We start from the raw sequence: 24686 nt of genomic DNA on the forward strand, positions 1-24686 counted from the left end.
TCAAGGACGTTCGACGCATCAACCGCGGGAGTGGCGATGACGGTACTCGTGAACCTGATCGTCACGATGGGCATGCTCTACGTCGTCCCCACCGGCCTGCGCCTGATCGACCCGACCGGGTTCCGCCGCACCGCACGCCTCTGGCCCCTGTTCGCCGCCCCCGGGGCGCTGTGCCTGTGGCTGCCCCGCGGCGCCCCGGCCACGGCGCTCGCGGCGCTCTACGCGACCGCCACCCTGGCCCTGGCGGCCAGGGCCGTGGTCCGGCTGCCGCGGAGCCTCCGGCGGACCGGCGGCCCCCCGCGCGCGGCCGAGGTCGCCGTGCTCACCGCTCTCGTGTCCCCGGCCGTCGCGGGTACCGCCCTCGTCGCGGAGCGCGCCGGGTACCGGCTCTTCGGCTTCGACCTCGACGTCCTCGCCCTGACCGTCCCGCACTTCCACTTCGCCGGCTTCACCGCCGCCCTGGTCGCCGGCCTGGTGTGCCGGGCGTCCGGAACCGACCGCCCGACCGGGACGGAAAGCGGATCCGGGACGGGCGCGGCAGCCGGGCCCGACGCCGCCTTGGCCCGCTGGGCCGCGTACAGCGTCCCCACCGGGACGCTGCTCGTCCTCATCGGCTACTTCATCGGCGATCGGGCCGAGCTGGTGGGGGCGGTGGTACTGACCACCGGGATGTGGGCGGTGGCCCTGACCACCTGGCGCGCGATCCGGCCGGGCGCCCGCGACCGCGCCACCCGCGCGCTCCTCGCCACCTCGGCGGGCGTCCTGGTGGCCACGATGTTGCTCGCCCTGTGGTGGGCGACCGGTGAGGCCACCGGGACCATCCATCCCACCCTGACCTGGATGGCCGCGACGCACGGCCTCGGGAACGCGCTCGGCTTCGCCCTCTGCTCGCTCTGCGCATGGCGCCGGCTCACCATGGACCGACAGGAGATGAACCGATGACCCGACTCCTCAGCACCGGCCGCGACACCCTCAGCTACCCCGAGAGGGGCGCCACGGAGCACCGCCCGCTCCCCGCCGGATACAACCACCTCCACCACCGGACCCGGATCGGACACGGCCAGGGCGTCTTCGAGGCCGCCGGGACGGCGCTGACCACCTTCGGCGCCCACCGCGCCTCGGGCATGGGCGTCCGGGCGCGGACGGGCGCCGTCCGGCCCGGCGAGCGGGTGACGGTCGGGATCGGCTTCGGCCCCCTGCGCATCGACGCCCGCTGCCTGATCCTGCGGACCGCCTACGAGACCACCCGCATCGGCTTCGCGTACGGAACCCTGGTGGGCCACCCGGAGTGCGGCGAGGAGTCCTTCATGGTGCTCATGGAGCCCGACGGCACCGTGTGGTTCGAGGTGACCGCCTTCAGCCGCCCCGCACGCTGGTACACCCGCCTGGGCGGCCCCGTGATCCCCTTCCTCCAGCTCACTTACGCCCGCCTGCTCGGTCGCACCCTTCGCAGGCTGGCAGCCGCGGCACCCGGCGCCTGATACTGGAGGGGATGGACTGGTTCACGACGCCCGGCTACTGGTTGGGCCGGCTGGTCTTCCAGCGGGCCTTGGCCGGCGTGTACCTCTGCGCCTTCACCGCCGCGGCCCTCCAGTTCCGCGCCCTGATCGGGGAGCACGGCATGCTCCCCGTGCCGCGTTACGTACGCCACGTCCCGTTCCGCCGCGCCCCGAGCCTGTTCCAATGGCGCTACCACGACCGGCTCTTCGCCTGTTGCGCCTGGGCCGGCGCGGCGCTGGCCGTGGCGCTCGTGGCGGGGGCCGGGGACGCCGTGCCGCTGGGCGCGGCCATGGCGATGTGGGCCGTGCTGTGGCTGCTCTACCTGTCGATCGTGAACGTGGGGCAGACCTGGTACTCCTTCGGTTGGGAGTCGCTGCTGCTGGAGGTCGGGTTCCTCGCCGTCTTCCTCGGCAACGCGCGGATCGGGCCGCCGGTACTGGTGCTGTGGCTGCTGCGGTGGGTGGTGTTCCGCGTCGAGTTCGGCGCCGGGTTGATCAAGATGCGTGGCGACGCCTGCTGGCGCGAGCTGACCTGTCTCTACCACCACCACGAGACGCAGCCGATGCCGGGGCCGCTGAGCTGGTTCTTCCACCACCTGCCGAAGCCGCTGCACCGGGTGGAGTGCGCGGCGAACCACGTGACCCAACTGGTCGTGCCCGTCCTGCTCTTCACCCCTCAGCCGGTGGCGTCGTACGCCGCCGGGATCATCGTCGCGACGCAGCTGTGGCTGGTGCTGTCGGGGAACTTCGCCTGGCTGAACTGGATCACCATCGCGCCCGCGTTCGCCGCCGTCGACTTCACGGGACTCGCGGGGCCGCCCCCGGCCGCGGCCTTCCGTCAGGCGCCCCTGTGGTACGTGGTCCTGGTGTGCGCGGTGACCGCGTTGGTGCTCGTCCTCAGCCGTCATCCGGTGACGAACATGCTCTCGCGGCGCCAGGTGATGAACCGCTCCTTCGACTCCCTGCACCTGGTCAACACCTACGGGGCGTTCGGCACCGTGGGCCGGATACGCGACGAGGTGGTGGTGGAGGGCACCGCCGAGCGGGTACCGCGGTCGGACGGCGACTGGCACGAGTACGGCTTCAAGGGCAAACCGGGTGATCCGCGCCGGCTCCCCCGCCAGTTCGCCCCCTACCATCTGCGGCTGGACTGGCTGATGTGGTTCGCGGCGCTCTCCCCCGCCTACGCGCGGGACTGGTTCGGCCCGTTCGTGGAGCGGCTGCTGGCGAACGACCGGGACACGCTGCGGCTGCTGCGCCACAACCCCTTCCCGGACACACCGCCGGTGTACGTGCGGGCGAGGCTGTACCGCTACCGGTTCACGACCTGGCGCGAGCTGCGGGAGACCGGCGCCTGGTGGCACCGCAGGCTGCTGCGCGAGTACCTGCCGCCCACGCGTCTGGCTGAAGCGGCCTGGTCAGAGCCCGAGTAGCGCCGCCTCCTGTTCCGGGGAGACGCCCTTGAGCGGCCGGTCGCGGCGCTGCGGAGCGACACCACCCAGCGCGCGTAGCCAGGCCCAGGTGTCCGCCACGGTCTCCTCGACGGGCCGGCACTCCAGGCCCGCGGCCAAGGCCTTGGTGACGTCGGCCCTGAACATGTGGTCGTGGAGTTCGCCGGGCGGGAGCCAGACGGGCAATTCGGTCCACGGCTGGACGCCGGCCGCCTCTATCGCCGCGGGGTCGGTCCAGCGGAGCTCCGCCCCGCCTCCGGTGACGGCCGCGCAAGCCTCCAGGAAAGCGGCCATCGTGGCGTGCCCGGACGGCGAGACCAGGTCGAACGCGCCGCCGTGCCCGGCGCGGGCGGCCGTCAGGGTCCACCGGGCGAGGTCCCGGACGTCGATGTACTGGATCGGGAGGTCACGCGGGCCCGGGGCCACCATCGGGCCGCCCCTGGCCGCACGGTTCAGCCACCAGGGCAGCCGGCCGACGTTCTCGTACGGGCCGAGGATCAGCCCGGCGCGCACCAGCAGGGCCCGCTCGCCGAACGCGTCGACGGCGGCGAGCTCACCGCCCCGCTTGTCCTCGGCGTAGGCGGTGGCCTCCGCGTCGGGCGAGCCGCCGACGAGGGGGCCGTCTTCGCCCACGCCCACCGGGCCCGGGTAGGCGTACACCGAGCGGCTGGAGACGTACGCGTACCGTCCGGCCCGGTCAGCGAGCAGTCGGGCGCTGTCGCGTACGGCGGTGGGGGCCCCGCCCCAGGTGTCGACGACGAGGTCCCACTCCCCCTCGGCGAGCGCGGCCAGGCCGTCCGGGGCGGTGCGGTCTCCGTGGAGGGCGCGGGCGCCGGGCGGGGGCGGGTGGTGTCCCCGGTGGAAGACGGTGACGTCCCAGCCCAGGTCCACGGCTTCTTCGGTGATGGCGCGTCCGACGAATTCGGTGCCGCCCAGCATCAGCAGTCTCATGCCGGTCAGCCTGCCCGCCGGGACCGGTGCCCGGAACCCTTGATCGCCCTCAGCGATGACGCCCAGGGCGTACACGATGTGGGAACCCCGCCAGGACGTGCGGCGCCCCCGCCGCCGGTTCGGCGCGGGGGCGCTGTGTCGCCGGTACCGCCCGCGCCCTGTCCGGGCGGGCGGTACCAGGGCCTGTCAGGGCGATCTTCCGGGACCCGCGTGGTCGAAGACCGCCAGGGGGGTCTACCGGCCGTAACTAGTCGATGCCGGGCAGGATGTGGGGCTCCGCCAGGTCGTCTTCGTAGCCCGCCAGCCGGATCGGCGCGGAGCGGGCCCACACTTCGAGGCTGCCGAGCGCGTCGGAGCGGCTCTTGGCCTGCCACCCCGACCGTTCCAGCAGGACCTGGTCGGACTTCGTCGGTTCTGTCACCGCGCACTCCTTTGTGTCGCGCAACCCGGCGGGCGAACCCCGCGTCGGGCAGGAATGAAAGGGATACCGGACGCGGTGGCGCCGTGATGAAACGAGGGAGGGCCGTGGTGGGGCCCTTCGTGCGGTCCAGAGTACACATATGAGCGGGGCCCCGCTCGATGGAAAGGCAAAATTCACTCTTGCCCTCTTGTCTTCGCCCCGAGTTGAGCCGATCTTGGCCCGCCACGCCTTCGGCGCATGCTCTGCTCGGCGCACACGTGCCGTGGCGAGTGGAGGAACGGTGACGAGGTCCGAGGTGCCGGGACTGGACAGTGTCGAGGGACTGATGGATCTGCTGCACGCCTGCCGCGGGGCGTGGGACGCGCCGGACCGCGGCGGCGATCCGGTGGACCTGCACGACCACGGGCTCCAGACGGCGGCGCTGTTGCGCCGGTCGCACCGCGCCGACAAGGAACCCCAGGTGGCCGGCCTGGTGCACAACCTCGGCCATCTGCTGGTCCCGGGGGACGACGTCGAACACGCCGGTCACGCGGCGGACGCGGTCCGACCGCTGCTCGGCGACCGGGTGGCCTGACTGGTACGGCCGCACGTGCCGGCGAAGCGATACCTGGCCGCGGTCGAGCCCGGGCGGGCGCTGTCGCCACAGAGCGCCCTGACCTTGCGCGAGCAGGGGGGTCCGGTGGACGCGGCGGAGCTGCGGGCCTTCTTGGCGGACCCCGACGCGGCGGCGGCGGTGGTCCTGCGCCAGGCCGACGACGCCGGCAAGGTGGTCGGACTCGACGCCGGCGTGATGGAGGACTGGCGACCGGTCCTGGAGCTGGTGGCGGCCGGGGCGCTCGCGTTCGACCACCTGCCGGACCGGCTGAGACCCGGCGGGGACGGCGGCGCCCCGGCCTCCTCGCGGGAGGGCCGGGGCGATGGGGGGACGGGGCGACGGGCGGGGCGGACGGGCCAAGGGCACCGGCCGCGGGAGACGGCCTACCAGTTGGCGGGCGCGTAGTCCTTGAGGAAGACGCCGTACAGGTCCTCGCCGGCCTCACCGCGGACGATCGGGTCGTAGACCCGGGCCGCGCCGTCCACCAGGTCGAGCGGGGCGTGGAAGCCCTCCTCGGCGAGCCGGACCTTGTCCGGGTGCGGGCGCTCGTCGGTGATCCAGCCGGTGTCCACGGCGGTCATCAGGATCTGGTCCTTCTGGAACATCTCCTGGGCGCTGGTGCGCGTCAGCATGTTCAGCGCGGCCTTCGCCATGTTGGTGTGCGGGTGTCCGGCGCCCTTGTAGCCGCGGCTGAACACGCCTTCCATGGCGGACACGTTGACGACGTAGCGGCGGCCGGCCTCGGCGGCGGCCATCGCCGGACGCAGCTTGCTGATCAGGATGAACGGCGCGGTGGAGTTGCACAGCTGCACTTCGAGCAGCTCGATCGGGTCCACCTCCGACACCGTCTGGATCCAGCTGTTGGTGTCGTGCAGGTCCGGGACCAGGCCGCCCGCGTCGATGGCGGTACCGGCCGCGATCCGCTCCAGCGAGGCGGAGCCGGAGACCAGCGCGAGCTCCGTGATGTCCTGGGCGCTGAGCTTCTCGCCCTTGCCGGTGGGCAGGGCCGCGACCCGGTCGACGGTGCCGCTGCCGAAGGTGCCGATCACCTCGGAGCAGGGCAGCTCCCCGGCCGGGAGCGGGGCGCTCTCGGCGGCGACCAACTCGCTGTAGGCGCCCGGGGACCGGCGTACGGTCTGGGCGGCGTTGTTGATCAGGATGTCGAGCGGCCCCTCGGCGGCGACCGAGTCGGCGAGCGCGACGACCTGCGCCGGGTCCCGGAGGTCGATGCCGACGATCTTCAGGCGGTGCAGCCACTCGGAGCTGTCGGGCATCGCCTTGAAGCGGCGGACCGCGTCATTGGGGAAGCGGGTGGTGATGGTCGTGTGGGCGCCGTCGCGCAGCAGCCGCAGCGCGATGTACATGCCGATCTTGGCGCGGCCCCCGGTGAGCAGGGCGCGGCGGCCGGTCAGGTCGGTGCGGGCGTCACGGCGGGCGCGGTTGAAGGCGGCGCAGTCCTGGCACAGCTGGTGGTAGAACGCGTCGACCTCGACGTAGCGCGTCTTGCAGACGTAGCAGGAGCGCGGGCGCTGGAGTATCCCGGCGATGGGGCCCCTGGTGGCGGCGGTCAGGGCGTTGCCCTGGGTCTCGTCGTCGATGCGCTCGGCGGAGCCGGTCGCGGTCGCCTCGGTGACGGCCTTGTCGTTGGCGGTCTTCGCGGCGCGGCGCTCCTGGCGGCGGCGCTGCTTGACCGTGCGGTAGAGGCCGGCGGTGGCGCGGCGCACGGTGACGGCGTCCGGGTGGTCGACGTCGAGCTTGTCCAGCTCGTCGAGGACGCTGAGGCAGAGGGCGAGCCTGTCGGGATCGATGCCCGGGCCGTACGCCGGGTCGCCCCCGGTCACGTGGTTGTCTTCGGTCACCGTCATGGCCGCTGCGTTCCTTGCTCACTCGTCCGCATCCGCCTGCTGCGGAAGTCCCAAAACCGCAACTGTACGGAGGCCACGCGCCCGGTACCAAACCCGTGCCCGCGCCGCTCACGCAGCGCGAGGGCGCGTCACCCTGCGGAAGGCCGGAAAGGGCTGCCGGGGCCGGCGGGCAAGGGTCCGGCGGTGGCGGGGCGGGGGGCAGGAATGGGCCGGCCTCGGGGGCAGGAATAGGCCGGCCGGGTGGGGCATTGTGGACTTCATGAGTGCACTGGCGCTGTCGGTCCTGCTCTGCCTCGTGTCGGCAGTCGCGTACGCCGGGGGCGCGATCGTCCAGGAGCGGGTCGCGGCCGGCTCGCCGGACCGCCCGTACGCACCGCTCCACCGGCCGGCCTGGTGGGCGGCGGTGGCCCTCAACGGCCTAGGTGCGGCGCTCCACGTGCTCGCGCTCAAGTACGGGCCGTTGAGCCTGGTGCAGCCGCTCGGGGCGCTGACCATCGTCTTCGCGCTCCCGATGGCGGCCGTGTTCGTACGCCGCCGGGCAGGGGCGGCGGCTTGGCGCGGGGCGGTACTGGCCACGGTCGGCCTGGCCGGGCTGCTTGCGCTGACCGGAGGCGACCGGGACGCCGGGCGGACGTTGGCGGCCGGTGAGCGGGGCCTGCTGTTGATCGTGACCGGGGCCTTGGTGGCGGCACTTTTCCTGGCGGCGCACCGGATGCGCCGGGAGGTGCTGCGCGGTGTGCTGCTGGCCGCGGCCGCGGGGACGGCGTTCGGCATGGCCTCGGTGTTCACCAAGTCGGTGGCCGACGGTTTCTCCCTGAACGCGCCGGCCGCCCGGTGGCCCGATCTGCTGGCCATCGCCGTCCTGGCGTCCGGCGGGCTGCTGCTGTCGCAGGCCGCCTACCGGGGCGCCGGGCTGACGGCGCCCCTCGCCACGGTGACGGTGGTGAACCCGGTGGTGGCCGCGGCGGTCGGCCTCTCGCTGTTCGACGAGGGGTTCCGGTACGGGTACGCGGGGGCGGCTGCGGCGCTGGTGAGCGCCGTGGCGGCGGCGGCCGGCCTGGTCCTGCTCACGACCGCGCCGCCGCACGTGGGCGGGTCAGATGTCGACGCCGCGCCCGCGGAGGTACTTCAGGGGGTCGATGTCGGTGCCGTACCCGGGCCCGGTGCGCATCTCGAAGTGGAGGTGCGGTCCGGTGGTGTTGCCGGTGGAGCCGGAGCGGCCGATGCGCTGACCGCCGGAGACCTGCTGCCCGGCCTTCACGCCGAGGGCGGAGAGGTGGGCGTACTGGGAGTACCGGCCGTCGGCGTGCCGGATGACGACCTGGTAGCCGTACGCCCCGGCCCAGCCGGCCGAGAGGACCGTGCCGGGGCCGACGGCCTTGATGCTGGTACCGGTCGGCACCGGGAAGTCGACGCCGGTGTGGTATCCGCTGGACCAAGAGGAACCCGCGACGTGGTAGGCCGTGCCCATGGCGGCGTCGACGGGGGCGGTGAAGCCGGACGACGCCGACTCCTGCTTCGCTGACGCCGACTCCGACTTCGCCGGTTCGGTCCGCTCGGGCTTGGGTGCCGGTTTGGTCTGCTCGGGCTTGGTCTGCTCGGGCTTGGGGGCGGACGGCTGTACGGGCTTGACCGGCTCGGCGACGCGAGGTGGTTTCTCGGGATTCTGCGCGGGCGGCGCGACGGGGGCGGTGGTGACGCGCAGGGTGAGCCGCTGGCCCGGGAAGATCAGGTTCGGATTGCCGCCGATGGTGTCGTGGTTGGTCTCGTACAGCGCCTGCCAGCCGCCTTCGACGCGCTGGTCGGTGGCGATCGCCGAGAGCGAGTCCCCCGGGGCGACGACGTACGGGTTCGGCAACACCGAGGTACCGGTCGGGCGGGGCGCGCTCTGGGCCCGGACGGGGGCTTGGGCTTGGACGGGGGCTTGGGCTCGGACGGCCGCGGGAGTCGCCTGCTGTTGGCGCGGGATCAGGGCCGGTGCGGGACCGCTGCGGCTGAGGCCGGCCTCCGGCCCGCAGGCGGGCCAGGCACGGGGGCCCTGTCCCTTGAGCACCTTCTCGGCGACCGCGATCTGCTGGTCCTTGGTGGCCAGGTCGGCGCGGGCCGCGAAGGCGGTGCCGCCGAAGGCGCGCCAGGTGCTCTGGCTGAACTGGAGGCCGCCGTAGTAACCGTTGCCGGTGTTGATGTGCCAGCTGCCGGTCGACTCGCAGGTGGCGACCTTGTCCCAGGTGCTCACGGAGGCCGCGTGGGCGACCCCGGCACCGATGAGCGGTAGCGCGATGCCCGCGCCACCGGCGGTGACGGCGAGCGAGGCGCGGTTGATGCTGCTCGGCTGATACCGGCGGTGCCGGCCCCGTGCACCCATGGGAGCCCCCTTGAAGACGTGCCGGAACCGCACAGGTCAACGGCGCCGGTGGAGGCCGACAATAGCGGCAACCGGCTGTCTTCGAGGGGGAATTGACGCTTTACCCGCGACCCAGCGGCCCGGGCTGCGGGATCGGGGCCGGTCCGGGGGGCGGCGGCACCGGATCGGGCTCCGGGACGGGCCCCGGAACCGGTGGCACGGGCCGCGGCACGGGGTCGGGCTCCGGGAAGGGTCCGGGCCCGGGCGGGGGCGCGGGCACCGGATCGGGCTCCGGGGCGGGTGGCTGCGTCTGGTCTTCGTCGAGCACCACGAGGTTGAGCACCATGTACCCCACCTTCCCCGGAACCGGGCGGGTACGCCCGTCGGCGTCCTACTACGCCTCCTGCGGGCGCAGCGCCGAGGCCAGCCCGGTCGACGGGCTGACCAGGACGGGCACCGCCGTCCTGACCAGCTCCGCCGCGTCGGCCATCGAGGCCTGGGCGAGGACGATGGCGTCCGCGTCGACGACCGCGTCCGCCGCGCGGGCCACCCGGTTCAGGTACCCGGCGGTGTCCCCGGCCTCGAAGCGCTCCCACGCCCCCGCGACCAGGCACGTACGGATGGAAACGGCCCGGCCGGCGGCCTCCTGCTCCAGCAGCTCCACCGTCGGCGCGAGCGTCGACTCGACGGCGGCGAGCACGACGATCCGGGGGCCGTGGCGCACGGCCGCCGCCGCCATGGGCCGGTCGACACGGAGCACGCGCCGACCGAGGGCGGCCGCGAGGGACTCGGCGACGGCCCCGATCGTGGAGCAGGTGACCAGCACCGGCCCCTCCGCTGCGGCGAGCGCCTCCCTCAGGTCCGGGGCCACCGCCGACGGGCCGCGCTCGCGGGCCCGTTCCAGCAGCTCCGGCACGACGAGGTGCCGCAGCACGGCCCCGGGGTGGTACCGGTCCCGCAGCGCGTCGAAGACGGGAACGTGGACCGGTGAGGTGTGCAGCAGGGTCAAGGGGCGGTCGGTCACCAGAGGTCGGCGTCGACGTCCAACTGCGCCTTCGCCGCCTCGACCACCTCGGCGGGGGCCGCCGGGGCCTCGTCGGGGTGTTTGGCCGCCCAGCTCGCCGCGTAGGGGCACAACGGGACCACGGGAACGCCCTCGGCGGCGGCGATCCCGTAGAACGTCCTCACGAGCCGCCCGCCGATCCCTCGGCCCTCGTGGCCCGGCTCGACGATGGTGTGTACGGCGACCAGCGCGCGGGGCTCTCGGTCGAGCACGAAGTACGCGATGAGCCCGACCACCGCCCCGCCCTCGACGGCCAGCAGCCGCCCGGCCTTACGGTCGTCCTCGAACTCGATCGCCTGGTTCTCGGCCATGCTCCCCCGCTCTCCTCAGACAGCCACCGCGTGGGGGCTGCGCTCCTGGTCCGTCCCGGGAACCGGGGCGGAGGGGTCCGCCCCGAGCTCGATGATCCGGTTGTCCGCGTCGACGTGCACGACGTGGGGCTTCAGCGCCCTGGCCTCGGCGTCCTCGACCTGCGCGTAGCTGATGAGGATGACCAGGTCGCCGGGGTGCACGAGGTGCGCGGCGGCCCCGTTGATCCCAATGACCCCGGACCCCCGCTCGCCCTCGATGACGTACGTCTCCAGCCGCGCCCCGTTGGTGATGTCCACGATGTGGACGAGCTCCCCGGGCAACAGATCCGCGGCGTCCAACAGATCGGCGTCGACGGTCACGGACCCGACGTAGTGCAGGTCGGCCTGCGTGACGGTGGCCCGATGGATCTTGGACTTGAACATGGTGCGCAGCACTTGCACTCCCTTAAAAGACGGCTCCCTGCCTGCTTGTTGCAGGTCAAGGGCGTCCTTCACTCTACAACGGCATCCTTTGGACTCGAAGGTCCCCGAGAACATCTGTTACCGGGGTGGACCCTGCTTTCGACGCGGGTCGGGCGGCGGGTGGCCCGCGGCCGGGGCGGTGGTGCGGGGGAGGAAGGCCGCGGCGGTCAGGCCGCCGAGCCCGACGACGGCGAGGACGGCCATCGCGGCGGCGTAGGCGTTCTTCGACAGGCTGGCGACGAGGATGGTGCCGGCGATGGCGGTGCCGAAGGACGAGCCGAGGTTGGACACGCTGCGGGACAGGCCGGAGATCTCCCCCTGACGCTGCTCGGGAAAGGCGGACTGGACGATGTTGACCGAGGGGGTCAGCATCACGCCCAGGCCGAGGCCGATCAGCAGCAGACCCGGCGCGAACGCCCAGGGACCGGAGGAGCCGGCGACGAGGGCGATCAGGACGCCGATCCCGACGACGGCCAGTGCGAACCCGACCATGATCAACGAACGCTGCGGCCACCGTTTCGCGAGGCGTTCGGCGGCGAGGGAGGAGGCGAGCAGGCCGAGGGTGGCCGCGGTGAAGATCACCCCGGTCTGGACGGCGTCGTAGCCGCGGACGACCTGCAAGAACGCGGCGACGGTGAAGGAAGTGCCCATGAGCAGCAGCCACTGGGCGTTCTGGGTGATCAGGCCGAGGTTGGACGTGCGGTCGCGGAACAGGCCGGTCGACAGCAAAGGCTCCCGCCCGGCCCGCTCCTCGCCGCGCACCCACCGCAGGAACCAGAGCAGGACGAGTGCCCCGGCCGCCAGCAGCGCGGCCATCAGCCACAGGTTGTTGTCGGCGGCGAGGATGCCCGTGACGATCAGCACCAGGCCGGCCGCGGAGAGCACGGCGCCGCGGACGTCGAAGTGCCGGCCCGGGTCGGGTGGCAGGGGATCGACGAGCGAGCGGCTCAGGATGACGATCAGCAGGATCACCAGGGCCTGGAAGATGAAAGCGGCGCGCCAGCTGATCGCCGAGGTGATCAGCCCTCCGATGAGCGGGCCCGCCGCCGCGCCGATGCCGCCGGCGGCCATGACGACGCCGAAGGCGCGGGCGCGTGAAGTGAGGTCGGTGAAGAGCAGGGTGGTGAGGATGTAGACCGGTGGGATCAGCAAGGCGGTTCCGACCCCTTCGAGGATCGAGTTGCCGAGGATCAGCACGCCGAGGCCGGGCGAGACCGCGCTGAGCACCGCCCCGGCCCCGTACACGACGAGGCCGGCCAGGAAGCAGCGCTTGCGGCCGTGGATGTCGCTCAGCTTGCCGCCGGGGATCATCAGCGCGGCCATGACCAGCAGGAAGATCGTGATGGCGACCTGGACGCCCTGCACGGTCGTGTCGAGGTCGTGACTGATGTCGTTGATCATCACGTTCATGTTGGATCCGGCGAAGCTGCAGATGAACTGGGCCAGGGCGAGCGGGGCCAGGAGCCGTCGGCCGGAACCGGCCCGCGGCGCGGTGGTGGGCCCGGTCGGGGGTGTCTGCTCGGTCATGATCCCTGCGCACCTCGCGTTCTGCTCGGGCCGTCGGCGATCAGCGGTCAGCGGGCCCGGGCTTCCGCCCGGTCGAGCCGCTCGTCGAGGGCGATCGCGGCGTCGATGAGGGCCAGGTGGGTGAACGCCTGCGGGAAGTTGCCGAGTTGTTCCCCGGACGGCCCGATCTCCTCGGCGAAGAGACCGACGTGGTTGGCGTAGGTCAGCATCTTGTCGAAGGCGTAGCGGGCCTGGTGGATGCGGCCGGCCTTCGCGAGGGCCTGGACGTAGAGGAAGCTGCACAGGTTGAACGTGCCCTCGGAGCCGCGCAGTCCGTCGGGGGAGGCGGCCGGGTCGTAGCGGTAGACGAGGCTGTCGCTGACCAGTTCCTCGTCCATGGCGTCGAGGGTGGTCAGCCAGTCGGGGTCGTCAGGGGCGAGGAACCCGACGCGGGGCATGAGCAGCAAGGAGGCGTCTAGGACGTCCGTGTCGTAGTGCTGGACGAAGGCGCGGCGCTTCTCGCTCCAGCCGCGGTCCACGATCTGGCGGAAGACGGCGTCGCGGGCGGCGGCCCAGCGGCCGAGGTCGGCGGGGCGGGAGTGGGTGGTGGCCAGCCGGACGCCGCGGTCGAAGGCCACCCAGGTCATGAGACGGCTGTAGGTGAAGTCGTGGCGGCCGCCGCGGGTCTCCCAGATGCCCTCGTCGGGACGGTCCCAGTTGTCGACGAGCCAGTCCAGGAGACCGGCGAAAGCCCTCCAGCCGCGGATACCGCCGATGTCCTCGGCCTGGGCGATGGCGTAGGCGGCCTCGCCGTAGATGTCGAGCTGGATCTGCCCGGCGGCCTCGTTTCCCGCCCTGACCGGCGCGGAACGGCGGTATCCCTCCAGGTGGTCGAGGACTTCCTCGCTCAGGTGGGGTTCGCCGTCGACGCGGTACATGATCTGGAGCGGTTCGCCGGAGGCGGTGGCGCCGACGTCGAGGCGTTCGCGCATCCAGTGACGGAAGGCGTTGGCCTCGTCGGTGAAGCCGAGGTCGATCAGTGCGCGGACGGACAGCGAGGCGTCGCGGACCCAGGTGTAGCGGTAGTCCCAGTTGCGTTCGCCGCCGACCTGCTCGGGCAGGCCCATCGTGGCGGCGGCGATCGGGGCGCCCGTGGGGGCGTAGGTGAGGAGTTTGAGGGTGATCGCGGAGCGCACAACCATCTCGTGCCAGCGGCCGCGGTAGCGACAGGCACGCAGCCAGGTCAGCCAGAACATGCGGCAGCCGTCGAAGGCGGCGATGATCGACTCGACCTCGGGAGCCGGACCGCCGGGGCGTCCGCCGCGGGCGGCGGGGTCGCCGCTCTCGCTGGTCAGGACGATCGCCGTCTGTTCGCCGGCGTGCCGTGAAGCGGGCGGTGACGTCGTTCCCGTCCGGGTGGAGGGCGACGGGGGCGGTGGCCTGGAGATGCAGGTCCGTGTCGGGGCCGCGGAAGACCACGGACCCGTCGTCGAGGCGGTCGAGGGAGTGCGTGGCCCGGCCGTAGTCGAAGCGGGGCCGGCAGGTGAGCTCGAACGGGAGGCTGCCGCGTACCACGCGGGCCACCCGGACCAGACGGTGCGAGGCGGACGGGGTCCTCGACGGGTCTGGCTCCATGAAGTCGAGGACCTCACCCACACCGTCCGGGGCCATGTAGCGGGTCACCAGGACGGCGGTGTCGGCCAGGTAGAGCTGCCGGACGGTGACCCCGTCCCCGGCGTCGACGGCCAGCCGACAGTGGCCGCCACGGTCGCTGTCGAGCAGGGAGGCGAACACACTGGGCGAGTCGAATCTCGGGACGCACCACCAGTCGACCGTGCCGTCGGCAGCGGTCAGCGCCGCGGTCTGCAGGTCGCCCACGAGCCCGTGATCGGCGATCGGTGGGTAGTCGTCCATGGCGTCTCCTCGCGTGCGGGCACGAGCGTCTCGCGCCGCAGGCCGGGAAGCCCGGCTCCCCCGCACATCAGGGGAACCCGACGGAGCCCGGCCGGGCGGACGGTGCCATTCCATCCTGCGGCCCACGCACCGGCGCCGCACGCCCGGTGGCGGCCGTCGGCCGAGGGCCCGGTCCGCCTACGGGGAAACGCCCGGCGGGTCAGCCTTCTTCGAGCCGCACCCTGGTCCGGAGCACTGCGGCGTGGGTCAGGGGTGGTCGTGCCAGGAGAGGGCCGTTATGCGCCAGCCGGCGGGGGTGCGGACGAACTGGAGGGTCTTGGTGCCGGCGCCCTCGAAGGGGGCGCCGTCCAGGGTTCCGGACTTGCGGTAGTCGCCGAAGCGAGACGCGATGTCACCCTGGATCTCCGTGCGTTCGGAGGTCTCCCACTCCGAGAATTCGACCAGGCGGCCCTCGTCCAGCAGCCGTTGTCGGGGTTCGATGAACTCCTCGACGGTGTAGACCGCGAACTCCGGGCCGGTCTTGACGATCACACCGCCGGGCAGGAACAGTCGGCGGAGCCTGCCGACATCGGCGGTCTTGCCGCCTCGGTTGTCGAAGGCGCCGAAGAACTCGGCCGTCAGGGCGTCGAGTTCGGACTTGGACCGCGTACCTGACACGGCGTGCTCCCCCGCTTCGGTTTCCCGGCCGCCCTCTCCGGGCCGGCCACGCGCCCGTGGTCGCCGACGACCCGGGCGCGTCTCAAAAGTAGCGGCAGAGGGCCGACAGGCCCAGGAACAGGGTCGGAAGCACCGGGATCGCCGCCACCGCACCGGCCGTCAGGCGTCGGCGCGCCAGCCGGTAGCGGTGTTCGTACGCCGCCGCGAGTTCCTCACCGCGTGCCACGACGGCGGCCAGCATCTGCCGCTTGATGCGCAGGTGGTGCTCGGCGAAGAGGCCCGCGACCTCCTGTCGCTCGCCCGGGCCGAGCCAGGTCAGGCGCCTGGCGAACGCCTGCGCCTCGATGTGGGCCTCGCGGAGGGCCGCCTGGCTGATCAGGTAGCCCTCCAGGCGCGCCAGGCCCGCGGCGGTCTCCGCCTCACCCGGTTCGTCCATCGTCGCTCGCCGCCGTCCCGCTATCCGGCGGCCGTGGGTCCGGCGGAGTCGTCGCGGGGCGGGGAGAGGGCCTTGTCCTGGTCGATCATGTCGCGTTGGCCCTCGTTCTCGCGGCGTTCCAGTTCGGAGATCTCGAAGTGGTGCAGGTCGAAGGCGGGGGATTCGGAGCGCACGCGGGGCAGGGTGACGAAGTTGTGGCGCGGCGGGGGGCAGGAGGTGGCCCATTCCAGGGAGCGGCCGTAGCCCCAGGGGTCGTCGACGGTGACGCGCGGAGCGTACTTGGCGGTCTTCCACAGGTTGTAGAAGAAGGGGAGGGTCGAGCCGCCGAGCAGGAACGCCCCGAGGGAGGAGACGGTGTTCAAGGTGGTGAAGCCGTCGGCGGCGAGGTAGTCGGCGTAGCGGCGCGGCATGCCTTCGGCGCCCAGCCAGTGCTGGACGAGGAAGGTGAGGTGGAAGCCGATGAACAGGGTCCAGAAGTGGATCTTCCCGAGGCGTTCGTCGAGCATGGTTCCGGTCATCTTCGGCCACCAGAAGTAGAAGCCGGCGAACGTCGCGAACACGACGGTTCCGAAGACCACGTAGTGGAAGTGGGCGACGACGAAGTACGAGTCGGTGACGTGGAAGTCCATCGGCGGCGAGGCCAGGATGATGCCGGTCAGACCGCCGAAGAGGAACGTCACCAGGAATCCGATGGACCACAGCATCGGCGTCTCGAAAGACAGTGAGCCCTTCCACATGGTGCCGATCCAGTTGAAGAACTTCACCCCGGTCGGCACCGCGATCAGGAACGTCATGAAGGAGAAGAAGGGCAGCAGCACCGCTTGGGTGGCGAACATGTGGTGCGCCCACACCGTGACCGACAGTCCCGCGATCGCGATCGTCGCCCCGACGAGGCCGAGGTAGCCGAACACCGGTTTGCGGGAGAAGACGGGGAGGATCTCGGTGATGATGCCGAAGAACGGCAGCGCGATGATGTAGACCTCGGGATGCCCGAAGAACCAGAACAGGTGCTGCCACAGGATCGGCCCGCCGTTGGACGGGTCGAAGACGTGGGCGCCGAACTTGCGGTCCGCCTCCAGCACCAGCAGCGCGGCCGCCAGGACCGGGAACGCGAAGAGCACCAGGACCGAGGTCAGCAGGATGTTCCAGGTGAAGATCGGCATCCGGAACATCGTCATGCCGGGCGAACGCATGCAGATGATCGTGGTGACGAAGTTGACGGCGCCGAGGATCGTCCCGAAGCCCGACATCGCCAACCCCATGATCCACATGTCGGCGCCGATGAAGGGGCTGCGGGTCACGCTGCTGAGCGGGGTGTAGGCCGTCCAGCCGAAATCGGCCGTTCCCTGCGGGGTGAGCAGGCTCGCCACGACGATGGTTCCGCCGAAGAAGAACAGCCAGAACGAAAGCATGTTCAGCCGGGGGAACGCCACGTCCGGTGCCCCGATCTGCAGGGGCATGATCGCGTTGGCGAACCCGGCGAACGTCGGCGTCGCGAAGAACAGCAGCATGATCGTGCCGTGCAGGGTGAAGATCTGGTTGTACTGCTCGTTCGTGACGATCTGCATGCCCGGCCGGGCCAGCTCCGCCCTCAGTACGAGGGCGAGAACGCCACCGATCACGAAGAAGACGAACGAGGCGATCAGGTACAGGTGCCCGATCTTCTTGTGGTCCGTCGTCGACAGCCAGGACACCACGATCTTCCCGACGGATCGCCTCTGTGCGGGAACGGGCGTGATCGGCTCGGTGACAGCGGCCATACGGTATCCCCAGGATGTCGGACGGTGGCGGTTCGGGCACGCCGGGACGACCGGCTCCGGCCGCCCACACGTTCTACCTGTCTACTGCCCGGGCGGACACCACGCCCGGCGGCCGGGCGACGCGTACGGGTGAAGGTGGGGGCCCCGCCCTGCCCTCCACCGCCTCAGAGCGACTTCCCGCCGCCCAGCACGTGGCGGCGCATCAGGCGGTTGATGTCCTTCGCCGTGACGATGCCCACCAGACGGCCTGCGTCGACCACGAGGAGACGGGGACCGGTGGCCATGCCGAGCCGGTCGAGGGCCTCGGTCAGGGGGTCTTCGGGCGAGGCGACCGCGCACCGCGACAGCGGGGTGGCCACCTCGCGCACCTGGGTGGTGTCACGCAGGGGGCCCTGGACCGCGGCCAGGCCGCGCAGTTCGACGACACCACTGGGACGGCCCTCGAAGTCGAGCAGCGGCACGGCGGAGTGATGGGACGGGAGGGCCACCTCGTCGATGAAGCGGCGTACGGTCAACCAGTCGGCGCCGGTGGTGACCGGGCTGGTCATGGCGTCGGCGACGCGGACGCCGCGCAGCGCCGTGGCCATGACGGCGCGTTGTCGTTCCGCGCCGGCCACGACCATCACGAAGAGGCCGGTGAACACCAGCCACAGACCGCCCGAGGAGCCGCGCAGCAGCGAGACCCAGCCGGCGCCCATGAGCAGGACGCCCAGCACCTGGCCGCTGCGGGACGCGGCGCGCTCGGCGCGCTCGCGGTCCCCGGTGCGCCACCACAGCACCGCCTGGACCACCCGGCCGCCGTCCAGCGGGGCGGCGGGCAACAGGTTGAACACACCGAGGGCCAGGTTCACCCAGCCGAGCCAGCCGAGGACCGCGCCGGGCACGGCCCACCCGGGGAGTCGGTCCAGGCCGATGCCGGCGCCGAGGGCGGCGCCGCCGATGACGAGGCTGGTGAGCGGACCGCTGACGGCGACCGCGAAGGCCGCCGACGCGCTCTGGGGGCGGCCCATGCGGGTCATCCCGCCCAGGGCCCACAGAGTCACGTCCTGGACGGAGATCTTCTTGCGTCGGGCCATCGCGGCGTGCGCCGCCTCGTGGCACAGCAGGCTGGCCATCAGGAGCACGGCCCCGACGGCACTGGCGAGGGTGTACACGGCGTTCGAGTGCCCCGGCGTCCAGAGGGGGAGGGTCTGGCGGCCGAGGCCGTACGCGAGGAAGACCGCCAGCAGCGGCACGCTCCAGTGCATGCGCAGCGGTACGCCGACCACGTGTCCTACGGGGACCGAGCCGTTCATGGGTCTCTCCCGCCGGCCCGGCGGCCGGTCCGCCCGGGCCGCACCGCGCGACCCGTACCCCGCGGACCGGACGGCCGGGGCCTCACCTCCAGTGTCCCTCTCGGCTCCGCCCTATCCCGGCGACGATTGCGAGGACGGACCGGAGGGCGGACCCGAGGGCGGGGCGTGCCCGGGGTCGTGCGAGGGGTCCATCGGGGAGGCGCCCCCGTGCCCGGGGTCGCCGTGCCCGGCGTCCCCGTGCCCCGGGCCGTGGTCGTCACCGGACTCCACCGTGCCGCCCAGACGCTCCCGTAGCGGCGCCAGGGCCTCTGCGGAGGCGGCGGTGACCACCCACCGGTCGCCGACCAGGTAGGTGCCGCCGTACGCGCGGGACTCCTTCAGCCACTCGCGCTGCCCCTCGTCGGCGGTGAAGGTGGCGATGCGGTACCCGGTGGCCCCCGCCCCGCACGCCCCTTCCCTCAGTTCCTCGGCGTCGACGGTGATCTCGGCGGTGCAACCGAGGGCCCCCGCCAGGTCCTGGACGGTGACGTGGCTCGCCGCACGGGTGGCGGCGGCCGGCCGGGCCTTCGCGTGCCCGGTCGCGCACCCGCCGCACAGCAGGGAGGCGAGCAGCACGGTCACACAGGGCGCCACGTGGCGGGCGGTGACACGGGGTGGTTGCGGCATGTCTCCCTCACAGGGTCGGGCTCACAGGGGCGGGCTCACAGGGGCGGGCGGGGGCCACGACCTAGCGGTCGGCGGGGATCTTCTTGCCGGCGTCGTCGACGGCGAACCAGAGCCCCTGCTTGTTGTGTCCGTTCGTCTGGCCGGGCTGGGTGTCACCGGTGAACAGGTAGACCGGCCAGCAGTCGATCGTCAATTGCTGCGATCCGTCGGGGCGCTTCACCGAGCCGACGAGCTTTTCCGCGATTCCGGACACCTTCGTCTTGTCCACCGGAGCGGCGGGCTTCCAGGTGTCCAGGCAGGCGTCGAGACAACCGAATTTCATCGGCCAGGCGCTGTCCTTGTTGAATCGGTACAGAGTGCGCCCCTGGCCGTCCACGATGATCTTCCCGAGTTTCGCGTCGGTTGCGACGGAGAGTTCCGTACCGGCCTTGGCATTCATGTCCCCCATGCCGCTTCCCATTCCGCTCCCCGTTCCCGCCCCCATGCCGGCGGTGGCGGGCGTCCCGGGTTTTTGGGCGTCCTTCTGGTCGACGGCCTTCTTCCCGTCGGCGGCCAGCGCGTGCCAGGTCCCGCCGACGCCCTCACCCTTGGCCTCCCCGGCCTGGGTGTCCTTGGCGTAGCGGTACACGGGCCAGCCGCCGAGGGTGAGTTGCTTGCTGCCGTCGGCGCGGGTGACCTCGCCGAGTTGGGCGGCGTCGATGCCCGCGGCGGCCGAGACGTCCGCCGCGGGGACCGCCGGCCAAGCGGTGGCGCAGTCACCCGAGCAGTTCGAGGTGGGGGGCTTGGCGGTGTCCTTGTCGAACCGGTAGAGGGTGAGGCCGGCGCTGTCGGTGACCACGCTGCCCACGTTCGCGACGTCCCGTACCGCGAGTTGGCCCGCCCTGGCGGAGGTGGCGGCCGCCGCGTCGCCGCCGGAGCCGTACCCCGCGCCGGCCGCCGGGTCCGCTCCGGAGCCGCCGGAGCCGTATCCCGTGCCGTATCCGTTTCCGATGGCTTTGCTGTCCCCGACCGGCTGTACCGAATTCCCCGCGCGGCTCGCGTTCGACCCGCCGCTCCCGCATCCGACCGCCAGTACCAGTACCGCCATCACCGATCCGGCGGCGGCCGCCCCACGACGCTTGTTGTTCACGGTTGCTCACTCCCTGTGTTTCCATTCGGCGTTTTCTCTTCCTGGGTCATTCATAAGGCTTGGGAAGCCTGCCGAATTCGAATGGACGGGAATTTGTCAGATCGTGCCAAATGCTGAACTGGGGCCGGCCGCAACCGTTCACGGCTTTCGGGGCGCGCTCATTCCTGGATGCGCAGCGCCAGCGCCGGGCAGCGGCGGACGGCGCGCAGTGCCTTGGGCCGCAGCCGCCCGGGGACCGGCATGACCCCCTGGGCCGGGTAGCCGTCGGGGTCCAGCCGGACGATGTCGGGCAGCAGGTCCACGCACAGCCCGTGGCCCTTGCACAACGTCCAGTCCACGACGAGCCGTTCGGGGCTCTCGTCGGCCGGCAGGGGCAGGGCGCCCAGGGCGCGGCGCCCGCAGCCGCTGCCGAGCGCGTGATCGCGGAACTCGTCGGGGAACACGGCCAGCGCGGAGGCCACGAAGGCCGAGGTGCCGTCCGGGTGGCTGCACGCCCCGCGGCCGAGCACCGACCGCATCCGCGCCTGGACGGCTTCCAGCGCCGCCCGTCCCCCGCCGCCGACGAGGGCGTCCACCGCGTCGGCGAGCGAGGGCAGCCCGCGCGCGCACGGCCCGCACTGACCGGCGGACTCGTCGGCCATCCAGCGGGTGACTCGGGCGACTTCCCCGGCGGGGCAGGTGTCGTGGGGCAGCGGCAGCACGGCGCCCGCCCCGAGTACGGCGTCGTACGAGGCGAGCGAGCGGCGGGAGAGGGCGGCGGAGCGGGCGGCGGCCGGGGCCAGCCAGCGACCGTGGTAGCCGCCGACCAGGACGCCCTGGCCGGGTTCCGATCCGCAGAGGTCCAGGACGTACGCCAGGGACGTCCCGGTCGGCACTTCGACGACCGTGGCTCCCCCGACGGTCAGCATGACGGTACCCGGCTCGTCGTCGAGGCCGGCCATCCGGTACTCGGCGGCCCCGAGTCGGGCGGCCACCGCGAGTTGGGCGTAGGTCTCGGTGTTGGACAGCAGGGTCGGCAACCCGCCCAGGCCCCTGTCGCTGGTGCGCACCTTCTGCCCGGACGGCAGCGCCGGTCCGCCCGCGATGCCGTTGATCAGGGCGGTGCCCTCCCCCGTGACGAAGCGTTCGGGGAGCCGGGCCACGCGGACCCGGCGGTCCGCCGGGTCGCGTTCGGCGACGGCGGCGCGCAGTGAGCCCTCCACGTCGTCTCGGGTGACGCCGATGACCACTTCCTCGGCTCCGAGCGCGTCGGCGGCCAGTAGCGCGCCGTCGAGCACCAGGTGCGGGACGTGCAGCAGCAGGGCGGTGTCCTTGAGGCAACTCGGCTCGCCCTCACTGCCGTTGACGACGACGGCGGTCCGGCCGTCACGTCCGCGGGCGGAGCGGATCACGGCGCGGAGCTTGCGGGCGAAGGGGAAGCCCGCCCCGCCCCGCCCCTTGAGGTCCACGGCCTCGGCCAGGTTCGCCAGTTCCTCGACCGGGTAGCGGGGCAGGGGCCCGTGCACCGCGAGGTGCCCGGCGAGGTCGAGGCGGGCGGCCAGGTCGAGGCCCGCCAGCAGTCGGGGCAGGCCCACGCACCCGAGGGCGGGGCGGGACACGCCGGTCACTGGCGCCCCCGCGCCCCGCCGAGCGGTTCACCGGGGCGGTCGGCCACGCCGAGCCTGCTCGGTATGAACACGGTCGCGGGGTAGGGCTGGGGGTCGTACGCCGGCGCGGGGTTGGGCTGCGCGGGGTAGGCCTGGGGCGCCTGGGCGACGTACGAGGGCGCCGGGTACGGCTGCGGGACCGGCCGGGACGCCGTCACCGGACCGGCCCCCTGCCGGGCGGTGGGCAACGGCTCGCCGAACGGGTCGGGGCGCGCCTCACCGGCGGGTGCCGGCCGGCTCTGGCGGGCCAGCCGCGCGGTCAGCCGCGCCGCCGCCCATTCGGCGGGCTTGCGCACGAACGGAAGCGGCGTGCGCGGCGGCCCCTGCCCGGGGACGCGGGGCGGTGGCGGCGGCGCGACGGGCGGCCGGGCCGGCAGGGCGCGCAGGCGCGCGCGCAGACGGATCACGAGGACGGCGGCGACCCCGACCAGGCAGAGCCCGTACGCCACGGTCACCCAACCCGCAGCGGCCCGCCCGGCTTTGAGGCCGTGCACCAGTGACGCGCCCCACGCCGGGTACGCGCCCACGTGCAGGGCGCGCCACCACAGTGAGCGGCCCTTGGTGGCGAAGGCGCTGCGGGCCGCGCCCGAGACGGCCACGGCGACGAAGAGGTACCCGGCGAGCGTGCCGAGTCCGATGAGGACGGGCCGGTCGGGGTCCGCGAACGGCAGGAAGGCGGACGCGGCTCCCGTGTGCGCCCGCGCGATCTTGATCCAGATGTGCAGGGCGAGGAAGGCCAGCCCGGCGACGGCGAGTCCGCGGTGGACCCCCTGGGCGACGAGCCGGTGGCCCGACGCCAGGAGCGTGCGGTCGGTCGCGGCCAAGCCCCACAGGACCGTGGAGGTCAGGGAGACGAGCGAGAGGACGCCCGCGCCGTAGTCCAGGAAGTCCCACAGGCGGGTCAGGGCGCCCGCCTGGACCGCGATGGTCAGCGAGACCAGGCCGGCGAGGGCCGCGGCGGACAGGGCGCCCGGGTGCAGCCCTCCGGCGGCGGACAGCAGCGGCGGCCGGCGCACGGCACGCCGCCCCGCCGCCGCGGTGGCCGTACCGGCGTGGCGTCTGGTGCGGCGGGCCCGGTGAGAGCGTGGCGTACGGGGTTGGGGCAGGGGCATCGGGTTCTCCCATACGCCCGGGCCCGAGCACTCCACCTCGCGCTCGGCGCCCGGGGCAGTCGTCGGAACTGCTCCGCGGCGGGCGGGAGATGACGCCTCACCGACCGGGGAGCGGGGGCCGGAGTGCAGAAGCATCGTGGAGCTACGCAGCACCTCCACGGGATTTATCGAAACGTGATAATTTCTGGCGCCCGCGCAGTCATCGCATCGAACATCCCCGGAAGATTCCCTTCCAGTGGTGCGGTCACGACGAGGTTCACACCTTGTCCGCCGCCACACCTCCCCGACGGCAAAATTCAGGCAAGGTCGCGGGACTGCAAGTGGATGGCACGCTCCTGGAGGGAGTACGAGGCGCTCGACTCCCCTGCCGGCACCGACGCCGACGGGGAGGAAGGCGGCCCCGACAGGCTTGTCACCCTCCCACGGGGCAGGCCATACCCCGGCATGAACGAGGTAACAATGTGCGAACTGCTGAACCGCATCTGGTCCCGCCCACGCGGCGAATGGACCCGGGTCCTGCGAAGGGAACTGCCCGCGCTCGCCGCGGGGATCGTGGAGGAGCTCCGGGAGGGCATTCCCGGATTCCGCGAACTGATCGCGGACACCGACGAAGAGGTGGTCAGACAGCGCGTGGAGGCGGCGCTGCTCACCGCTCTCGGGTACCGGGAACCCTGCTCGCCGCCGGAGGGGGAACGGCCGCCGGAGACCGTGGCGTCCGACCGCGACCCTTCGACGAGCGGCCGGTTGGTCCCCCTCAAGGCCATCCCCTCACCACGCTCCGAGGCTTACGGAACCGCGGCCGAGCGCGCTCGGCGGGAGCTGTTCACCGGCCTTACGGCTGACATGCCCATGTCTGAAATTGCCCTGTCGGAACTGGCCGCGACGGCTGGATGGCCCCTGCCGGCCACCGTACGGGCCGTGGCGCCTGCCACACCCGGGGAGATGCAGCAGCTGGCGGGCGTACTGGACGACCCGCTCACCGGCATGGTCGGCGGACAGCCGTGCCTGCTGGTCCCCGCCCCGGACCCGGACGTCCGGGGGCCGTTGGAGTGCGCGTTGCGCGGGCGTTTCGCCGCCGTCGGGCACCCCGTCGCACTGCGGGACACCGCCTCCTCGCTGCGCTGGGCGCTGCGCCTGCTCAACCTGACCCCCGCCCGGCCCGGCGCCGAGGCCCGCCCCGTCTTCGTGGACGACCACCTCTCCACCCTGCTGCTGCTCCAGGACGAGCCCTTGGCCCACGCGTTGGCCGCCCGCTGGCTGCGACCGCTGGCGGACCTGACCCCGCGCCAGAGCGAGCGGCTCGAAGTGACCCTGCTCGCCTGGCTGGAGGGGGGCGGGGCGCCGGAGGCGGCGAAGGCCCTGAGTGTGCACCCCCAGACGGTGCGCTACCGCATGCGGCAACTGGAGAAGCTCTTCGGAACGGGTCTGCGGGACCCGCGCACCCGCTTCGAGCTGGAGATGGCCCTGCGCACCCGCCGGCTCATGGCGCAGGTACGGCGCCAGCACTCGCGGGTGAGCCGCCGGGCGCGCGTGGTGACCGCCGAGTTCCGGCCGCCGCTGGGCGCCGGTCGCATGGCCCGGGTCAACGGCCTGTAGGCCTTGG

The 24686-nt window shown here is 72.7% G+C and carries 20 protein-coding genes and 3 pseudogenes; 6 read left to right on the forward strand and 17 right to left on the reverse strand.

What is annotated here, in order from left to right:
• The first annotated feature begins 36 nt into the window (after window positions 1-36).
• Genes ACV7NM_RS05640 through ACV7NM_RS05650 form a run of 3 tightly spaced genes read left to right on the forward strand, consistent with a single transcriptional unit; the run spans window position 37 to window position 2932 of the window.
• The gene (locus ACV7NM_RS05640) at window positions 37-942 is read left to right on the forward strand and encodes a YndJ family protein (RefSeq protein ID WP_463409219.1); all 906 of its coding nucleotides are present in this window, start codon (window positions 37-39) and stop codon (window positions 940-942) included.
• Window positions 939-1481 (forward strand): DUF1990 family protein, encoded by a 543-nt coding sequence (locus ACV7NM_RS05645; protein WP_463409220.1) that lies wholly within the window; start codon window positions 939-941, stop codon window positions 1479-1481. Before ACV7NM_RS05640 ends, ACV7NM_RS05645 begins: the two co-directional genes overlap by 4 nt.
• A gap of 11 nt (window positions 1482-1492) precedes the next feature.
• Window positions 1493-2932 (forward strand): lipase maturation factor family protein, encoded by a 1440-nt coding sequence (locus tag ACV7NM_RS05650; RefSeq protein ID WP_463409221.1) that lies wholly within the window; start codon window positions 1493-1495, stop codon window positions 2930-2932.
• Here the strand turns inward: ACV7NM_RS05650 and ACV7NM_RS05655 are convergent.
• Together ACV7NM_RS05655 and ACV7NM_RS05660 are read right to left on the reverse strand one after the other, a co-directional pair.
• The gene (locus ACV7NM_RS05655; protein WP_463409222.1) at window positions 2918-3901 is read right to left on the reverse strand and encodes an NAD-dependent epimerase/dehydratase family protein; all 984 of its coding nucleotides are present in this window, start codon (window positions 3899-3901) and stop codon (window positions 2918-2920) included. The genes ACV7NM_RS05650 and ACV7NM_RS05655 overlap by 15 nt on opposite strands.
• 247 nt (window positions 3902-4148) lie before the next feature.
• On the reverse strand, window positions 4149-4322 hold the full coding sequence (locus ACV7NM_RS05660; protein WP_168713994.1) for a hypothetical protein: 174 nt from the start codon (window positions 4320-4322) through the stop codon (window positions 4149-4151).
• A gap of 325 nt (window positions 4323-4647) precedes the next feature.
• Between ACV7NM_RS05660 and ACV7NM_RS05665 the strand changes: the two are divergent.
• A pseudogene (locus ACV7NM_RS05665) lies at window positions 4648-5163 on the forward strand (HD domain-containing protein); the annotation flags it as partial.
• 137 nt (window positions 5164-5300) lie between these two features.
• Here the strand turns inward: ACV7NM_RS05665 and ACV7NM_RS05670 are convergent.
• Window positions 5301-6782: an SDR family NAD(P)-dependent oxidoreductase gene (locus ACV7NM_RS05670; RefSeq protein ID WP_463409223.1), complete on the reverse strand. Its 1482-nt coding sequence runs from the start codon at window positions 6780-6782 to the stop codon at window positions 5301-5303.
• Window positions 6783-7041: 259 nt separating this feature from the next.
• On the opposite strand from ACV7NM_RS05670, the pseudogene ACV7NM_RS05675 reads away from it, so the two are divergent.
• Window positions 7042-7767 (forward strand): annotated as a pseudogene (locus tag ACV7NM_RS05675) (DMT family transporter); the annotation flags it as partial.
• A gap of 111 nt (window positions 7768-7878) precedes the next feature.
• Here the strand turns inward: ACV7NM_RS05675 and ACV7NM_RS05680 are convergent.
• The 14 genes and pseudogenes from ACV7NM_RS05680 to ACV7NM_RS05745 form a co-directional block, all read right to left on the reverse strand.
• Complete coding sequence (locus tag ACV7NM_RS05680; protein ID WP_463409224.1) at window positions 7879-9147, reverse strand: transglycosylase family protein; 1269 nt, start codon at window positions 9145-9147, stop codon at window positions 7879-7881.
• 373 nt (window positions 9148-9520) lie between these two features.
• A complete protein-coding gene (locus ACV7NM_RS05685) occupies window positions 9521-10150 on the reverse strand; it encodes an arylsulfatase (protein ID WP_463409225.1) in 630 nt (209 codons plus the stop codon).
• Entirely contained in the window at window positions 10147-10500 is a 354-nt protein-coding gene (locus tag ACV7NM_RS05690; protein ID WP_463409226.1) for a GNAT family N-acetyltransferase, read from the reverse strand. Before ACV7NM_RS05690 ends, ACV7NM_RS05685 begins: the two co-directional genes overlap by 4 nt.
• A gap of 15 nt (window positions 10501-10515) precedes the next feature.
• Window positions 10516-10935, reverse strand: coding sequence for an aspartate 1-decarboxylase (panD, locus tag ACV7NM_RS05695; RefSeq protein ID WP_463409227.1), 420 nt, complete (start codon window positions 10933-10935; stop codon window positions 10516-10518).
• A gap of 105 nt (window positions 10936-11040) precedes the next feature.
• Window positions 11041-12489, reverse strand: a complete 1449-nt coding sequence (locus ACV7NM_RS05700; protein ID WP_463409228.1) for an MFS transporter — start codon at window positions 12487-12489, stop codon at window positions 11041-11043.
• Between the two features lie 47 nt (window positions 12490-12536).
• A pseudogene (locus ACV7NM_RS05705) lies at window positions 12537-14382 on the reverse strand (glycoside hydrolase family 15 protein).
• 246 nt (window positions 14383-14628) lie between these two features.
• Complete coding sequence (locus tag ACV7NM_RS05710) at window positions 14629-15039, reverse strand: nuclear transport factor 2 family protein (protein ID WP_463409229.1); 411 nt, start codon at window positions 15037-15039, stop codon at window positions 14629-14631.
• Between the two features lie 82 nt (window positions 15040-15121).
• On the reverse strand, window positions 15122-15475 hold the full coding sequence (locus ACV7NM_RS05715; RefSeq protein WP_463409230.1) for a hypothetical protein: 354 nt from the start codon (window positions 15473-15475) through the stop codon (window positions 15122-15124).
• A 20-nt stretch (window positions 15476-15495) separates the two neighbouring features.
• Window positions 15496-17235, reverse strand: coding sequence for an aa3-type cytochrome oxidase subunit I (ctaD, locus tag ACV7NM_RS05720; protein ID WP_463409231.1), 1740 nt, complete (start codon window positions 17233-17235; stop codon window positions 15496-15498).
• A gap of 164 nt (window positions 17236-17399) precedes the next feature.
• On the reverse strand, window positions 17400-18530 hold the full coding sequence (locus tag ACV7NM_RS05725; RefSeq protein WP_463409232.1) for a site-2 protease family protein: 1131 nt from the start codon (window positions 18528-18530) through the stop codon (window positions 17400-17402).
• Between the two features lie 111 nt (window positions 18531-18641).
• Window positions 18642-19196 (reverse strand): hypothetical protein, encoded by a 555-nt coding sequence (locus ACV7NM_RS05730; protein WP_463409233.1) that lies wholly within the window; start codon window positions 19194-19196, stop codon window positions 18642-18644.
• 61 nt (window positions 19197-19257) lie between these two features.
• Window positions 19258-20325: an SCO0930 family lipoprotein gene (locus ACV7NM_RS05735; protein ID WP_463409234.1), complete on the reverse strand. Its 1068-nt coding sequence runs from the start codon at window positions 20323-20325 to the stop codon at window positions 19258-19260.
• Between the two features lie 158 nt (window positions 20326-20483).
• Window positions 20484-21932, reverse strand: a complete 1449-nt coding sequence (locus tag ACV7NM_RS05740) for an NADH-ubiquinone oxidoreductase-F iron-sulfur binding region domain-containing protein (RefSeq protein ID WP_463409235.1) — start codon at window positions 21930-21932, stop codon at window positions 20484-20486.
• Complete coding sequence (locus ACV7NM_RS05745) at window positions 21929-23083, reverse strand: hypothetical protein (RefSeq protein WP_463409236.1); 1155 nt, start codon at window positions 23081-23083, stop codon at window positions 21929-21931. The genes ACV7NM_RS05740 and ACV7NM_RS05745 overlap by 4 nt, the downstream gene beginning before the upstream one ends.
• A gap of 444 nt (window positions 23084-23527) precedes the next feature.
• On the opposite strand from ACV7NM_RS05745, the gene ACV7NM_RS05750 reads away from it, so the two are divergent.
• Window positions 23528-24679: a PucR family transcriptional regulator gene (locus ACV7NM_RS05750; RefSeq protein ID WP_463409237.1), complete on the forward strand. Its 1152-nt coding sequence runs from the start codon at window positions 23528-23530 to the stop codon at window positions 24677-24679.
• Window positions 24680-24686 lie beyond the last annotated feature (7 nt).

The organism is Streptomyces sp. Tek67B01, from assembly GCF_055231995.1.